11 protein-coding genes are annotated in these 16,231 nt (G+C 40.6%); 10 read left to right on the top strand and 1 reads right to left on the bottom strand.

Going from position 1 to position 16,231, the window contains the following annotated elements; genetic code table 11:
- The first annotated feature begins 1 nt into the window (after position 1).
- Entirely contained in the window at positions 2-1,258 is a 1,257-nt protein-coding gene (hutI, locus tag HF078_RS09130) for an imidazolonepropionase (protein ID WP_169290873.1), read from the top strand.
- The gene (gene hutG / locus HF078_RS09125; protein ID WP_169290856.1) at positions 1,251-2,219 is read left to right on the top strand and encodes a formimidoylglutamase; all 969 of its coding nucleotides are present in this window, start codon (positions 1,251-1,253) and stop codon (positions 2,217-2,219) included. Before hutI ends, hutG begins: the two co-directional genes overlap by 8 nt.
- A 42-nt stretch (positions 2,220-2,261) precedes the next feature.
- Here the strand turns inward: hutG and HF078_RS09120 are convergent, their stop codons facing one another.
- On the bottom strand, positions 2,262-3,143 hold the full coding sequence (locus HF078_RS09120) for an NAD(P)-dependent oxidoreductase (protein WP_169290855.1): 882 nt from the start codon (positions 3,141-3,143) through the stop codon (positions 2,262-2,264).
- A gap of 272 nt (positions 3,144-3,415) precedes the next feature.
- On the opposite strand from HF078_RS09120, the gene HF078_RS09115 reads away from it, so the two are divergent.
- The 8 genes from HF078_RS09115 to HF078_RS09080 all read left to right on the top strand — a co-directional run bounded on the left by HF078_RS09115 (position 3,416) and on the right by HF078_RS09080 (position 16,224).
- Entirely contained in the window at positions 3,416-5,290 is a 1,875-nt protein-coding gene (locus HF078_RS09115) for a PAS domain S-box protein (RefSeq protein ID WP_169290854.1), read from the top strand.
- Positions 5,291-5,512: 222 nt separating this feature from the next.
- Entirely contained in the window at positions 5,513-7,354 is a 1,842-nt protein-coding gene (locus HF078_RS09110; RefSeq protein ID WP_240951710.1) for a GAF domain-containing sensor histidine kinase, read from the top strand.
- Positions 7,347-7,985, top strand: a complete 639-nt coding sequence (locus tag HF078_RS09105) for a response regulator (protein WP_169290853.1) — start codon at positions 7,347-7,349, stop codon at positions 7,983-7,985. The genes HF078_RS09110 and HF078_RS09105 overlap by 8 nt, the downstream gene beginning before the upstream one ends.
- Before the next feature lie 115 nt (positions 7,986-8,100).
- Complete coding sequence (locus HF078_RS09100; protein WP_169290852.1) at positions 8,101-9,444, top strand: sodium-dependent transporter; 1,344 nt, start codon at positions 8,101-8,103, stop codon at positions 9,442-9,444.
- A 201-nt stretch (positions 9,445-9,645) separates the two neighbouring features.
- A complete protein-coding gene (locus HF078_RS09095; protein WP_169290851.1) occupies positions 9,646-11,073 on the top strand; it encodes a S8 family serine peptidase in 1,428 nt (475 codons plus the stop codon).
- 24 nt (positions 11,074-11,097) lie between these two features.
- On the top strand, positions 11,098-13,554 hold the full coding sequence (locus HF078_RS09090) for a S8 family peptidase (protein WP_240951709.1): 2,457 nt from the start codon (positions 11,098-11,100) through the stop codon (positions 13,552-13,554).
- Positions 13,555-13,818: 264 nt separating this feature from the next.
- Positions 13,819-14,964, top strand: a complete 1,146-nt coding sequence (locus HF078_RS09085; RefSeq protein WP_169290850.1) for a S8 family peptidase — start codon at positions 13,819-13,821, stop codon at positions 14,962-14,964.
- 120 nt (positions 14,965-15,084) lie between these two features.
- Entirely contained in the window at positions 15,085-16,224 is a 1,140-nt protein-coding gene (locus HF078_RS09080; protein ID WP_169290849.1) for a S8 family peptidase, read from the top strand.
- Positions 16,225-16,231: the final 7 nt, after the last annotated feature.

Genomic DNA, 16,231 nt, shown 5'->3' with positions numbered 1-16,231 from the left:
GATATTGGATACACTTCTGATCAACTGCGGACAACTGCTAACAATGGATCATAAATCGGATATGGTGAAAGGAGAACAGATGAAAGTTCTCCCGCACATTAAAGATGGAGCGATCGGCTGGAAGGACGGAATAATATCTTTTATTGGAACCACTGATGAGGCGAAAGATATGCAATGTGAAAACGTGATAGATTGCAAAGGAAAGCTTGTGACACCTGGACTCGTAGACCCTCATACCCACCTTGTATTCGGTGGGTCCAGGGAGCACGAAATTGCATTAAAGCAACAAGGTGTTCCATACCTAGAAATTTTAAAGCAAGGTGGAGGCATTCATTCTACTGTTAAGGCAACACAAGAGGCAAGTTTTGAAGAGTTGTTGGAGAAAGCGGAATTTCATCTGAAACGAATTCTTAGTTATGGTGTCACTGCAGTCGAAGCAAAAAGCGGCTATGGACTAAACGCGGAAACAGAGCTTAAACAATTAAAGGTGGCAAAGGAACTTCAAAAAAAGTATTCCATGACCATGGCATCGACTTTCTTGGGGGCCCATGCCATCCCAAAGGAACGTAAAGAGAATCCAGAACGTTTCTTAGAAGAAATGGTACAATTATTTTCCACACTAAAAGAAGAAGATCTTGCTGAGTTTGTGGACATTTTCTGTGAAGAAGGTGTCTTTACCATTGAACAATCAAAGGAATATTTAACTAAAGCAAAAGAAGCAGGATTTGCTGTGAAAATCCATGCAGATGAAATTGTATCTCTAGGCGGAACGGAGCTTGCCATTACGCTCGGAGCAGCCTCTGCTGATCATTTGATTGCAGCGTCAGATGAAGCAGTCAGCATGTTTGGTTCTTCCGACACCATCGCGGTACTTTTGCCAGGTACGACCTTTTATTTAAATAAAGATACCTATGCAAATGCCCGTGGAATGATAGATAGTGGTGGAGCGGTTGCATTGGCTACCGACTTTAATCCAGGAAGTTCGCCGACTGAAAACATCCAGTTTATTATGAATCTCGCGATGTTGAAGCTGAAAATGACTTGTGAAGAGATATGGAACGCGGTCACGGTCAACTCTGCAAAAGCTATCCATAAGGATGATGTTGCAGGAAGACTTCGAAAGGGTCGTCAAGCAGATGTGGTCATCTGGAATGCTCCGAATTATCAGTACGTCCCGTATCATTATGGTGTTAACCACGTACACAGCGTATTTATAAAAGGGGAGAAAGTAGCGAAAGGAGGAGCTTTTCTTGAGTAGGCCATCCTATTTGCAAACCACAGGTGCTCCTCCATTTGTGGATAGACATTTTCCTAAGGCAACCGAGCTGATGCAACCATGGGACGGAGAGAGTATGCTCCATGGGACGACCATTATCGGAGTCCCTCTGTCCAAACCTTCAATTAGTCATTCAGGAGCGAGTTTTACTCCTGGTGTTGTCAGGAAATTGATGCAATCCTACTCCACTTATGCTTTGGAAGGGGAAGTTGACCTTAGGGATTCGTCGATGCTAATGGACGCTGGGGATATTCATATGCACGCAACGGATATTAAGGAGTCGTATCGCAGAATTGAAGAGACGGTAACATCTATCTTAGGGGAAAATAAAGATTGCATTCCGCTTTTTATCGGTGGCGATCATTCTATCTCTTTTTCTACACTTAAAGGATTGTCTGCGGTCAAAACGGGTACTATCGGAGTCATTCAATTTGATGCACATCATGACTTAAGGAACACAGAGGATGGTGGTCCAACGAATGGGACACCATTCAGGAGACTTCTGGAGGCAGGCGTGTTAGAAGGTAATCAACTTGTTCAAGTTGGTATTAGAAACTACTCTAACAGTTCCTATTATCATCAGTATGCAAGAGAAAACGGGATAAAAGTTTATACCATGGCAGATGTAAAGAAGAACGGAATTGTGAAGGTTATCAGTGAAACTGTTCAATACCTAAAAGATAAGGTTGAGCACATTTACCTTTCCATCGATATGGACGTACTTGATCAGGCATTTGCACCAGGCTGTCCTGCAATTGGCCCAGGTGGGATGACAAGCGAGCAGCTCCTTGAAGCTATTAATCTTTTAGGAAAAGAGAAAATGGTATGCGGTTTGGACATTGTGGAAATAGATCCAACGATTGATTTTCGCGATATGACTAGTAGAGTAGCAGTCCACTGTCTGTTGGAATTTTTAAGGGGCAGAAGTTTGTTACACAGATAAAATTAATGGCGACTGCAGGTTGAGTGCAGTCGCCATTATCATTTAATTATTTTTTTGGAACAGCTTATAAAGTGCTTGTGTTCCGCTATTTTCTTCGCCCATTGCAGAAAGTTTCACATACATTTCACGGGCTAAGGAAAGACCTGGAACGTCAAGTCCCATTTTGTCGGCTTCATCAAGGGCGATTTCCATGTCTTTGATGAAGTGTTTGACGAAAAAGCCAGGCTCATAGTTTCCTGAGATAATACGAGGTGCAAGATTAGACAGGGACCAGCTTCCGGCCGCCCCGCTAGAAATACTCTTTAGGACATTTTCAGGATCAAGTCCCGCTGTCTCTGCGTAAGCCAAAGCTTCGCAAACACCGATCATGTTCGTGGCAATGGCAATCTGGTTGCACATTTTAGTGTGCTGTCCGGCTCCAGCTTCACCTTGGTGAATGATGTTTGCTCCTAATGCTTGGAAAATTGGCTGGCAAGACTCAAAAGCGGCCTTATCTCCACCTACCATTATTGTTAAACGAGCTTCCTTAGCCCCCACATCACCACCAGAGACAGGAGCATCAAGGCTATATAATCCTTGTTCTTGCGCTTGCTCGTAAATCTGTTTAGCAAGTGTAGGAGTGGAGGTGGTCATATCAATTAGGTATGCACCTTTTTCGGCATTAGTTAAGATGCCGTTATCTCCAAAATAGATTTCTTCCACATCTTTTGGGTAGCCAACCATTGTAATTACAACATCAGCACCGCGTGCAGCCTCCCCTGCACTGCCCTTCCACACCGCGCCGCGCGAAACCAAACCCTCAGCCTTCTCCCTCGTCCGCGTAAACACACTAACCTCAAACCCACGATCTAACAAATGCCCTGCCATACTACTACCCATCACACCCGTACCAACAAAAGCAACCTTATGTAATTCTCTGTTCATGTGAAAATACCTCCTGGGGTCTGACCCCTTTTTTTCTTTTTTTTCTTTTTTTCTCTCATTATACAGCTTTCCTAAGTGTTCTGGTAGATTGCTAGGTGGATGAGAATTTTTATTTTAGGAGGAAAGAACTAGGATAATTAGTTATAATATTTAGAAAAATAAAGAAATTTGTAGTATAATAGGGGATATTGGAAGTTAAGGACGATTTAGTTTTACGTACGTTTTTGAGCGGCAAGAGAGTTAGCGATAGATTACGAAGGGAGGAATGTGTAATGAGTACCCCTGATTCTTTATTAAAGAAGGAGCACACACCAGCAGTTGAATCTATTACTAAAGTCCAGCTTATCATTGTAATCTCAGAGGTAGGAGATATTCAGTATGTTTCTTCCACGTGTGAAGCATTATTAGGATATGCCAGGACGGATCTGATAGATACAAGATTAGAGAATTGGATCAACTCAGAAGACCTATATTTAATAGAGAGCTTAATCTACCAGCCCTCCCATCAAACTCACTGTTATTTTCGCATGAAAAAAAAGGATGGGGACCTTGTTTGGATGGAAGCGGTACTTTCTGAAGTCAAATCATCTTTAGGGGAAGAGAAAGAAATCGTTATGATGCTTTCCCGTACATCGGATTATCAGAATTCCACGGATTCAGATAGTAGAACGAAAATCACGATGCCTACTAGCCAAAGGAAAATAAACGGAAACGGTGTAAGTGAAGAACCACAAATAGACGAGGATTATTCTGCCTATGACCTTATTGAATATCTTCCAAACGGTGTGTTCATTTTTGTTGATGGAATCATTAAGTATGTAAATGAAGCAGGTACATCCATGCTTGGGGCGTGCCATAAGGAGCAGATTCTTGAAACCTCGGTATATGAATACATAGAAGAAAACTACCATGAAATTGTGGGAAAAAGAATTAAGTCCGTGCAACAAGGGTACAGAGTGGGGCAGATGGAGCAACGCTGGAAGAGGTTTGATGGAAGAGCAATCGATGTGGAAATCACTTCAAACCATACTACTTTCAAGGGAAAGCCAGCTTCTTTTGTTATGCTGGTGGATATCTCACACCGGAAGAGCTTTCATAAAATTTTACAAAACAGTCGCGAACGCTTTCGAAAGCTCGTACAGAATTCGATTGATACAATCGGGGTGATTTGTGAAGAAAAATGGACGTTTATTAATGAGTCCGGAATGAAGATGCTTGAAGTGGATAACTATGGAGAAATATTTGGGAAAAGCATTTACGCTAATCTACCTAAAGAAGATTTTGAAAAGATATGGATAGAAGTACTTGAGCAACATAATGGAACGAAATTGCCGACATTTGAACAAGAATGGAAGACAATGAAAGGAAACGCCATTCATACAGAGCTTGTAGGAATACCTACCAGCTATCTGGGAAAAGATGCCATGCAAGTCATTATCCGGGACATCACAGAACGTAAACAAGCAGAAGCGTTAATGCTGCAATCGGAAAAGCTTACGGTCGCAGGTCAATTGGCAGCTGGCATTGCGCACGAAATTCGTAATCCCCTTACAGCTATCAAAGGCTTTTTCAAACTCTTAGAAAGGGAGAGGGAAGAAAAGAAGGAGTATTTCGATATAATTGATTCGGAGTTAAGTAGGATCGAACTTATACTAAGTGAATTACTTTTACTTGCCAAACCTCATCAAGTATTTGTTCATCCAGTTTCCGTTCATTCCCTGCTTAAAGATGTAACGACACTATTGGAAACGCAGGCGATTATGAATAATGTGTGGTTTGACTTAAAATTAAAGGCGGAGTTCCCTACCTTAAAATGTGATGAAAATCAAATGAAACAGGTGTTTATCAATCTACTGAAAAATGGAATTGAAGCGATGCCAAAAGGCGGTACCATGTATATTGATACGAAGAATGAGGAAGAGGATATTGTCATTACCTTGCGCGATGAAGGTACCGGTATTCCAAAAAATATAATCTCAAGACTGGGAGAGCCGTTTTTTACTACTAAAACGACTGGGACAGGGTTAGGGCTGATGATTACGTTTAATATAATTAAAAATCACCATGGAACAGTCCATTTTTTCAGCGAAAAGAATGAAGGAACTACCATCGAAGTACGTTTTAAAAAGACAGATAATGAAAAGTAATACTTTTGTACTAGTTGTATATTTCTTTTACCTAATAGTAACAACGCAGTAAATCGCTTATGATAAAAGAGTACTTTATTTATTGATAGAGTACAGTAGAACTTCAGTTGGGAAGTGTTTATCATTATGCCAGCTGGAGTTTTATTTTGATTTCAATAAACTTTAAGACTTTAAAACTTTAAAACTTTACATGACTACTAAATGATCAGGATGGTTGATAAGATGCAGATGCACTGGAAGGGATATCACGTCTCTCAACTATATATGGGGCTCATTTCACTAATTGGACTGGCATTGTTTGGGTATCATTTAGTGGTACACCAAAGTGTTAGTATTTCTTTGACATTCGTATTGTTGGTTGTATTCCTTTTTGTCTGTGAATATTACCCAATGCCAATGCCAAGAGGTCAAAGTACTTTAACGTTTCCCATCATTTATATGATGTATGTGGTTTTTGGTATAGACATAGTCATTCTTATTTATGGGCTGACGGTCCTTGCCATTAATTTCATTCACCGGAGGCCTTTGCGGATCCTATTATTTAATCCTGCACAATTAATAATTAGCTTTTATCTTGCGCATATCATACACAGTTTTATATTAGAAAAGATTGTGGTTTCGCAGTACTCCCCTCTAACAATTGAGATAGTAGGTTTTTTTCTCATCATTTCTTTTTTTTATCTCATCAATAATTTTATTGTCGACATCGTGTTATGGTTACGCCCTGAAAAATACCCTCTTCACTTTTGGATAGGGAAAAATCAAGGGGAGATAATCAGTTATGCCATTGCCTTTATTTACGGTTGTCTGATTCATTATCTTGGAAGTCAAAACCGTGGGGAAGTGGACAGTTTTTCTTATTTTTTCTTTTTCTCCCCTCTTGTTGGATTGTCCTTGCTCAGCTCCATCATTGCGAGGTTAAAGGTTGAAAAGAACCGTATTAAGGCGTTATTTGACTTTTCTTCTGAATTAAATAAGTCACTTACCTCTCGAAGTTGGGAGGACCTAATCAAGAAATTGATAGGTGATATAATGATACATGAGGACTGCGTTCTTTTTCTTAGAACCCAAGATGCAAAATGGGAACTTACCATGTTAAATGGCAAGTTGACGTCACAAGTGATAGAAAATGAAGTATTCTTTCGCATGGAGAGCTTGGAGAGCCTGATGGTCTTTGATAGAAAAGATTCAGATATGGGACCATTGACTTCCTATATTCGTCCACAATCAAGATCGGTGCTATATGCACCCTTGTTAGTGGAGAACGAAGTGATTGGTTGTTTTGTCGTAACTAAAACTCGTACAAAAAGCTTCACGATAGAGGACACGAGGGCTGTTGCAACGATCGCCAATCAATTGGCTGGCTTTTTTAAAACGAAGCAACTTCTCAAAGAACAGGAGCAAAGAGTAATTCTCGAAGAACGGAACAGAATTGCTCATGATATCCATGATGGCATCGCACAGTCACTTGCCGGTGCGGTCATGAAACTTGACACATCCATAAGGAAATTAAATACGGATCCCATGGAAGCAAAACAATTAATAGCGGAAAGTAATAAACAATTAAGGGATAGTTTGAAAGATGTAAGAGATTCCATTTATGCTTTAAAACCTTACCCAACAGAAAAGCTGGGATTTCATACTGCTGTTGAAAGAAAAATAAAAGAATTAAAGAAAGACCAAACACTCACACTGAAAATTGAATTAGAAATTAGAGGAGAAAGAGGCCCTATAAGTCCCATGACGGAAAAGGTAATGTTTGACGTATTCCAAGAAAGTGTACAAAATTGTATCAAACATGCGAAGGCCTCGGAATTGCACATTTTAGTAAGCTACAAAAGGGATCATATATTATTAAAAATGACGGATAATGGAATCGGATTTTCGCTATACCATGCCATGATCAAAGCAATGAATCAGCCTCATTATGGAATACTTCAAATGAATGAAGCAGCTGAAAAAATCGGTGCTGCCCTTCAGATTGAGAGTAAACCGAATGAGGGGACAGAGATAATACTGACAGTACCTAAACTTGGATTAGAGGGGAAGAATCACAATGATTAACGTCATGCTAGTAGATGATCATGCTATCTTACGGGACGGCTTGAAAACCATCATTTCGTTGGAAAGTGACATGAAAGTGATTGGTGAGGCAACAGGAGAGAAAGAAATGGACGCGCTCCTGCAAAGACAACGTCCTCATGTAATTGTTATGGATATTAATATGCCTGATAAAGATGGTATTGAACTCACAAAGAAAGTGAAAAAAGAATATCCGGAGATAAAAGTGTTAATCCTGACAATGTATAAACATGACGAGTATTTTATGTCTGCCATCAGGGAAGGGGCAGATGGATATCTTCTGAAAGATTCCCATTCTGATCAAGTTATAGATGCCATTAGAACGGTAAACAGAGGAGAATCCATCATTCACCCTGCCATGACCAAAAAGTTGATTGATTATCATCAACAAGGGAATCAACAAACAGAGGACACAAATCTTACGGAAAGAGAACAGGAAGTGCTAGTGTGTTTAGTAGAGGGATTATCTAATAAAGAAATTGCGCAACGTCTATATATTAGTGATAAAACGGTTAAGATACATGTAAGTAAAATATTTAAAAAGCTAAATGTGAAGAGCCGATCACAGGTGGTTATCTATGCGGTGCAACATAAACTTGTGTCCCTTCCATAAATAGCTTCTAATAGAGTCATAAAGCCATCTCTAGACTTTACAGAAAATTCCCTATACATTTTCAGTAAAGGATAGTATCATAATAGACTAATCTTTTAAATAGGAGTTATAAACTATGAAACAACATGAGCAATGGACATCAAAAATTGGCTTTATCTTAGCAGCAGCAGGATCAGCAATAGGTTTAGGGGCCATATGGAAATTCCCATATATGGCCGGTACGAATGGGGGAGGTATATTTTTTCTTTTATTTATTCTTTTCACCATTCTTATAGGTGCACCAATGCTATTGGCGGAATTTATTGTGGGAAGATCCACCCAAAAGGACGCCATCACAGCGTATAAGATTCTAGCTCCGAAAAAGAAATGGTATTTCATCGGTGTGCTCGGAGTAACGGCATCCTTCATTCTCTTATCCTTTTACAGTGTGGTAGGTGGATGGATTGTAACTTATCTGTGGAAAAGCATGACAGGCGGTTTAGCTCAATTTTCATTAGAGCAATACGGATCATTATTTGAACAGACGATATCCAATCCAGTTCAAGTTTTGCTTGCACAATTCATTTTCTTGGCCATTACTATTTGGGTTGTCCAGGCTGGGGTTCAAAGTGGAATTGAAAAAGCCAGCAAGATTTTAATGCCATTATTATTTATTATTTTTATCGTATTATTGGTAAGATCGCTCACTTTGGAAGGTGCATCGGAAGGGATCTTGTATTTTTTACAGCCTGATCCATCCTTAATTACTCCAAATACATTCCTAATGGCCCTCGGACAGGCTCTGTTTTCTCTTAGTGTTGGTATTTCTATTATGGTAACGTACAGCTCTTACTTGGAGAAAGGGGAGAACCTAGTACGATCGGCTGGTTCTGTAGTTGGACTTAACATTATCATTTCACTTCTTTCCGGTTTAGTAATTTTCCCTGCTGTGTTTGCGTTAGGACTGCAGCCGGATGAAGGTCCTGGTCTTGTCTTTGTCGTTTTACCAGCAGTGTTTGATCAACTGCCGCTTGGTGGGTTATTCTTGACGATGTTTCTAATATTATTATTATTTGCTACCTTGACTTCTGCTTTCTCTATATTAGAGATTATTGTTGCAGTTATCGTAAAAGATAATCAAGAAAAAAGAAGAAGGATAGCAGTCATTACTGGTTTAGTCATTTTTGTGATGGGGATTCCTTCTGCACTATCCTTTGGAGTACTATCTGACATAAATATTCTAGGACTACTATTTTTTGATGCAGCTGATTTCCTAGTGAGTAATATCGGCCTTCCCCTGGGTGCATTGTTAATCTCCTATTTTGTGGGGCATCGGATTCCGAGAAATATATTGGAGGATGAATTCTTTCAAGGTTCTACCGTTAAAAAAGGATTGTTCCAAATATGGTATTTCCTCATCAGATATGTGATTCCTATATCTATCTTACTTGTTTTCCTTCAATCCTTAGGAGTTTTTTAATATAAATGACAGATAAACGCTGGGCTAAAAGTCCGGCGTTTTTTTGTGTTTGAAAAAGGTCACTTACAACTAAAGTAGTAATCAAAATAGTACAGAAACTCTGTTTTTTTACAACGTATGCCTAATAGAAAGTCATATAAGGATGTGAAAGAATGGGGTATATAGTCTAATAATTAATAAAATTCAGAAAGGGGTTAAGTGATGAAAAGAAAAGTTACTGTTTTTACCATTGGAATTCTTGTACTAGGCTTGATAATGAATGCGATTTGGTTGCAAGGTTCGCAGTTTGTTTATGCCAATCCTGGTATGGTTGAGAAAATGGATGAGAAGTTGACGCATATTTTTGCAACACAGGAAGGTCCCGTGGAGGTAATCATTACGTTTGACAGCCAAGACGGAATAACCTCCCCCGTTGTTGGGCTCCTTGAAGACATTGGGATTAACAAAGCTGTTACATTTAATAGCTTACCTTTTGTAGGTGCTATCGCAACGAAGGAGCAGGTTGATCAAATAGTGACATGGGATAATGTGATCTCTGTTTATTACAATCAAACCCTTCAATATGAAAACGATGCTGCGACTACATACACAGGCGTGGATAAAGTTCGTACGGACTCTAATATCCAAAAAATGAATAATGGGATGCCTGTGAGTGGAAAAGGTATTGGCATAGTTATTAACGATAGTGGTGTCGATGGAACACACAATGATATAAAATTCGGTAGAAACCTAATACAAAATGTTCTAGGTAGCACAAATCTTAATGGGGTTACAGGAATTCTCCCAGTATCGTATGTGGAAAATGTACCAAATACTGATTCAAGTTCTGGGCATGGCACACATGTAGCTGGTACCGTTGGTGGAACAGGAGCTATGTCGGGAGGAAAATACGAGGGAGTGGCACCTGGAGCTAATTTGATTGGATATGGTTCTGGAGCAGTTGTTGCGATGCTAGATACGCTAGGTGGATTTGACTATGCGCTCACTCATCAGCAGGAATACAACATACGAATCATTACAAATTCTTGGGGTGCAACAAGTGATGCCGGTACAAACTTTGATCCCGGCAATCCAATCAATATTGCCATTAAAAAGTTATATGATCGAGGAATCATTACTGTATTCTCTGCAGGGAACTCAGGGCCAAATGAAGCAACGATTTCAGGAAATTACAAAAAAGCTCCTTGGGTTATCACAGTAGCAGCGGGCGATATGGATGGGAAGCTTGCTAATTTTTCATCACGAGGGAAGAAAGGAATGGGAGGCTCTGTTGTAATAGATGGGACGGAGTATAAATGGGAAGACCGCCCTACAGTAACTGCACCGGGTGTAGACATTGTCTCTACAAGAGTATTCACACCGCTATCCGCACTCAGCGCACAGAAAGATCTGGAATATATATCACCAGCTCATTTGCCTTACTACACAACGTTCAGTGGGACATCCATGGCTGCTCCTCATGTCGCAGGAATCATTGCATTATTGTTAGAAGTGAATCCAACATTAGATGCAATGGAGATCAAAGGAATGTTGGAAGAGACAGCGACACCGATGCAAGGATATGAAAAATGGGAAACGGGTGCCGGTTATGTGGATGCCTACAAAGCTGTCTTAAAGGCAATGCAATAAACTAATCATAAGAAAAGAGGGGAAATGATGAAAAGATGGTTTGCGGTTGTATGTGCGGTATTGTTAATGCTGAGTTCACTTTCTAGTGTAAATGCCCAAGGAGAAGCTCCTTCCTCCATAGTGGATGAAAAAGTATGGTCTGTTTTTACTGATGCGACAAGTACGGCTCAAATTATTATTACCTTTAATGGAGACCAGAAACCAACAGCCACTCAGATTGATTTGTTGGATGAGCTTGGGATTACTAAAGCAGTCACCATGAATGAATTACCTATCGCAGGTGCTGTGGCAACAAAGGCGCAGGTCGAAGCGTTGGCAAAATCCTCGGAAGTAAGATCCATCTACCTTAATGAGAAGGTAATGTACTATAACGCAGAATCAACAGATATTACAGGTGTGAACAAAGTCAGAACCGACAAGGAAATGACCAAGGGGAACGGTGGAATGCCTATCTCGGGTAAAGGGATAGGGGTAGTTGTGAATGATAGTGGAGTGGATGGCACGCATAAAGATCATGAATTTGGCCGCAATCTTGTCCAGAATGTACTTGGTTCCACTAATCTACAAGGGATAACCGGAATCCTGCCAATCTCTTACACGGAAAATGTACCGAATACAGATACAAACTCTGGTCACGGCACACATGTCGCGGGAACTGTTGGCGGAACAGGAGCGATGTCTGGAGGAAAATACGAGGGAGCCGCACCAGGTGCTGACTTGATCGGATACGGTTCTGGAGGTGCGTTGTTCATACTTGACGGAATTGGGGGCTTTGACTACGCCATTACTCATCAACAGGAATATGGTATTAGAGTCATTACGAATTCATGGGGATCAAGTGGTGATTTTGATCCAAACCACCCAATAAATGTAGCAAGTAAAAAAGCGTATGATAGAGGGATCGTTGTGTTGTTTGCTGCAGGCAATGAAGGACCTGCTGAAAACACTCATAATCCTTATGCAAAAGCACCTTGGGTCATTTCAGTTGCAGCCGGAGTGAAGGACGGCACGTTGGCTGATTTCTCTTCCCGTGGAACAAAAGGTGTTGGAGGGACCTTCAGCATGGACGGGGAGGAATGGACATGGGAAGATAGACCAACCATTACTGCGCCAGGTGTGGATATCGTTTCTACAAGGGTAGTGGCCCCGCTTTCAGCATTGGCGGCAGAAAAAGATGCGGAACTAATTGAACCTCAACATCTTCCATACTATACGAGTATGAGCGGAACTTCTATGGCTACACCACATGTGGCAGGAATAGTGGCTTTGATGCTGGAAGCTGATACAACCTTATCTCCAGGTGAGGTAAAAGAAATAATTCAACAAACAGCTACTAATATGCCGGGATATGAAGCTTGGGAAGTCGGAGCAGGTTATGTGAACGCTTATGCTGCGGTTGATGCCACTCTTTCTAAGAATAAATCATATGGATCTACATTGAAATGGAATCAAACATTCCACTCCAATGTGGAAACGTCAACAACGAGGGAAGATTTACAAATAGAATACTCCACGCTAACAGGAGGCGCTTATGAATTTTCCGTCGAAGAAGGTTTAACCAGCCTTCTTGCACGAGTGGATGGAAAAGGTGTGATGGAGGCTACAGGAAATCCTGTTAACCTTGTCTTAACTGCTCCAGATGGAACAGAGTACAGTTCTGGTGTCAGTTTGTTATTTCCATTGTATTCTGATCGTGTAGTTCTTGTTGATTCCCCGCAATCAGGTACATGGAAAGCGGAGATTAGAGGACTTCGAGGTGCTGAGCTTAATCCTATCGGAATAGCATTACCTGAAACTGTAGAAGGATCTTTAACTTTTACGAAAATTGAAGGATTTTCAGGCTTAAATGATATAAGCGGTCACCCTGCAGAAGAAGCTATCAAGCAGGGAGTAAATGAAAGACTATTCGATGGGAATAAAAATGGCTATTTTAAACCTGATGCGAACCTGACAAGATTAGATCTTGCGAAATACTTAGTGATGGGAGCAGAAATTAGGCAGTCTTTACCGAACGTTCCGAGCTTTGGAGATACTTCAAATTCAGATTTGGCTTTTGCAGAAGCAGTAATGGCAAAAGGAGCAGCTTTTAGAGATCAAGCACAGAAGAATAACGGAGTAATGTTACCAAAGCAAGATGGAAAATTCGTGCCTAAAGGTACATTAACCAAAGCAGAATTGGCATACTCCCTAGTCCAAAGCTTAGGACTAGAAAAAGAGGCGTTAGCCCATACTGGTGACATTAAAGTGACATATAAAAATGAACAAGTAGTGTTGAAGGATCAGGGTGATATTCCAGAGAATTTGAAAGGGTATGTGCAATTGGCTTTAGATCTTAATATATTGAACGCTAATTTCTCTGTAACACAGGGGAGATATGATCTGGAACCCAAAATTGAGGCTACTTTCAATGGGAAGGAAGAAGTGACTCGAGGAGACTTCGCCGTAGCATTTACTAGATATTATAATGTGTTCTTTAAATAAGAGTTTTACTTTGCTTATATCAAAACTATAATTTTATATACATGTTAGCAGAGAGAAGTTGATGTCATGGGCTTCTCTCTTTTTTTATTGGGATGTAATAGGCAGTCTTTTTTTTTCATTGGGAAAATAGGTACTCTTTTTCTTTATTAAGTACCTGTTCCACCTCTCGCTTTCCCAATATGAAATTAGGCTGACAGATGGTAAACTGACCATAACGATTCTTAATAGTGAGAATTGTTAAAAAATTTTTGGGGAGTGGATTTATTGAAAAAGTGGACGAAAGGTTTATCGGTCATACTTATTGCAATACTTGCTTTCTCTTTAGCTTTTGGATCTGCACAAGCAGAAGCTTCGGGTCCTAGTGCTAATACCAAGAAAGAATACTTAGTGGGATTTGCAAAAGGAAATAAAGCAAATGCACAGTCTTCCAAAAATCTAATTACAGCAGCTGGTGGCGATATCCAACATACATTCCAATTCATGGATGTCGTGGAAGTGAGCTTACCTGAAAAAGCGGCAGAAGCATTAAAGAAAAATCCAAACATTGCATTTGTAGAAGAAAATGCACAAGTGTTTGCAACAGCACAAACAACGCCATGGGGAATTCCTCATATTAAAGCAGACAAAGCACACGCTTCAGGAGTGACAGGAAGTGGAGTGAAAGTCGCCGTCCTTGATACTGGGATCGACGCAAATCATGCTGATCTTAATGTAAAAGGCGGGGCAAGCTTCGTTTCAGGTGAACCAAATGCCCTACAAGACGGTAACGGTCACGGAACGCATGTAGCAGGAACTGTTGCTGCTCTTAATAATACGACAGGAGTGCTTGGTGTAGCTTACAATGCTGATCTTTATGCTGTTAAAGTACTGAACGCTTCTGGTAGTGGTACTTTAAGCGGGATTGCACAAGGAATTGAATGGTCCATTGCTAATGACATGGATGTTATTAATATGAGTCTTGGTGGAAGTTCTGGGTCCACAGCACTTCAACAAGCGTGTGACAATGCATATGCAAGCGGAATTGTAGTAATTGCAGCTGCTGGAAATTCCGGTTCGAAGGGTAAGAGAAATACAATTGGTTACCCTGCTAAGTACAGCTCCGTAATTGCAGTTGGTGCCGTCGATAGCAGCAATAACCGTGCATCTTTCTCAAGTGTTGGTGGAGAGCTTGAAGTTATGGCTCCAGGTGTAAACATTCTTAGTACGACACCTGGAAACAACTACTCTTCCTTCAATGGAACGTCAATGGCTTCTCCTCATGTTGCAGGAGCGGCTGCATTAATCAAAGGCAAATATCCTAATATGACGAATGTACAAATTCGTGAAAAACTAAAAAGTACTGCCACTAATCTCGGTGATCCGTTCTATTATGGGCAGGGTGTTATTAACGTTGAAAGTGCATTGCAGTAATAAATAACTAGATTTCCCCCAATTTGAATAGAAGCACCAGATCGAATCTTTACATTGGAGATGACACTGGTGCTTTATCATTAACATGTATGTTAGAAAAATTAAGGGAGTGTGAGTTTAATGAACAAGTTTTTTAGAAAATTAACTATCTTATCTTTAGCTGTAATGATGGTTCTATCCTTCTCATTCACATCAGCAGATGCAAGCGCAAAAGGAAAGCCGGTACTGAAGGAGTATTTGATCGGCTTAAAAGCTGGTCCTTCTATTGCTAAGGCGGATACATTAGTGGCAACTCTCGGCGGTTCGGTTGAACATCAATTTAAGCATATGAAAGTGTTACATATTAAGTTGCCGGAAGTGGCAGCAGCTGCACTGGAGAAAAATCCGTTAGTAGAATACGTGGAAGAAAATGTGGAAATGCATGCGACAGCACAAACTGTTCCTTACGGATTACCCCATATTAAAGCAGATGTGGCACACGCTCAAGGCATTACAGGATCTGGAGTAAAAGTAGCTGTGCTGGATACAGGGATTGATGCAAGCCATGAAGATTTAAAGGTGGCAGGAGGAGCAAGCTTTGTACCTGAAGAACCGGATGCCCTGACAGATGGCAACGGCCATGGAACACATGTAGCTGGGACTATCGCAGCAGTAAATAACAATACAGGAGTACTCGGTGTTTCTTACGATGTTGATCTTTATGCGGTAAAAGTATTAAGTTCTGGTGGAAGCGGTACGCTAGCAGGAATTGCACAAGGAATTGAATGGGCAATTGATAATAATATGGACGTCATCAATATGAGTTTAGGTGGCAGCACAGGTTCAAGTACATTGAAGCAGGCAAGCGACAATGCTTACAACAGTGGAATTGTTGTAGTGGCTGCAGCTGGAAACAGCGGTTCCTTCTTTGGATTAGTTAACACAATCGGATATCCGGCAAGATATGATTCGGTAATCGCGGTAGGAGCGGTTGATTCGAACAATAACCGTGCTTCCTTCTCAAGTGTTGGTTCCCAGCTAGAAGTGATGGCTCCTGGAGTTTCCATCAACAGTACATTGCCAGGCAACCAATATGGGGAATTAAATGGAACATCCATGGCTTCTCCTCATGTTGCTGGTGCAGCAGCATTATTGTTAGCACAAAATCCCAATATGACAAATGTAGAAGTTCGCGAGAGATTGCGAAATACGGCAACCAATTTAGGATCATCCTTCAACTACGGCTACGGTGTCATCAACCTTGAAGCAGCATTACAATAACCTACCA

The sequence above is a fragment of the Bacillus sp. RO2 genome (assembly GCF_012911845.1).
Taxonomy (GTDB): Bacteria; Bacillota; Bacilli; order Bacillales; family Bacillaceae_I; genus Sutcliffiella_A.
The sequence above is the reverse complement of the archived record's forward strand: the minus strand, read 5'-3'. Positions and strand labels throughout refer to the sequence as shown.

Coding starts and splice junctions, on each gene's coding strand:
- HF078_RS09080 (WP_169290849.1), top strand. CDS start 15,085: ATGAACAAGTTTTTTAGAAAATTAACTATCTTATCTTTAGCTGTAATG.
- HF078_RS09100 (WP_169290852.1), top strand. CDS start 8,101: ATGAAACAACATGAGCAATGGACATCAAAAATTGGCTTTATCTTAGCA.
- HF078_RS09115 (WP_169290854.1), top strand. CDS start 3,416: ATGAGTACCCCTGATTCTTTATTAAAGAAGGAGCACACACCAGCAGTT.
- HF078_RS09105 (WP_169290853.1), top strand. CDS start 7,347: ATGATTAACGTCATGCTAGTAGATGATCATGCTATCTTACGGGACGGC.
- HF078_RS09095 (WP_169290851.1), top strand. CDS start 9,646: ATGAAAAGAAAAGTTACTGTTTTTACCATTGGAATTCTTGTACTAGGC.
- HF078_RS09120 (WP_169290855.1), bottom strand. CDS start 3,143: ATGAACAGAGAATTACATAAGGTTGCTTTTGTTGGTACGGGTGTGATG.
- HF078_RS09090 (WP_240951709.1), top strand. CDS start 11,098: ATGATGAAAAGATGGTTTGCGGTTGTATGTGCGGTATTGTTAATGCTG.
- HF078_RS09110 (WP_240951710.1), top strand. CDS start 5,513: ATGCAGATGCACTGGAAGGGATATCACGTCTCTCAACTATATATGGGG.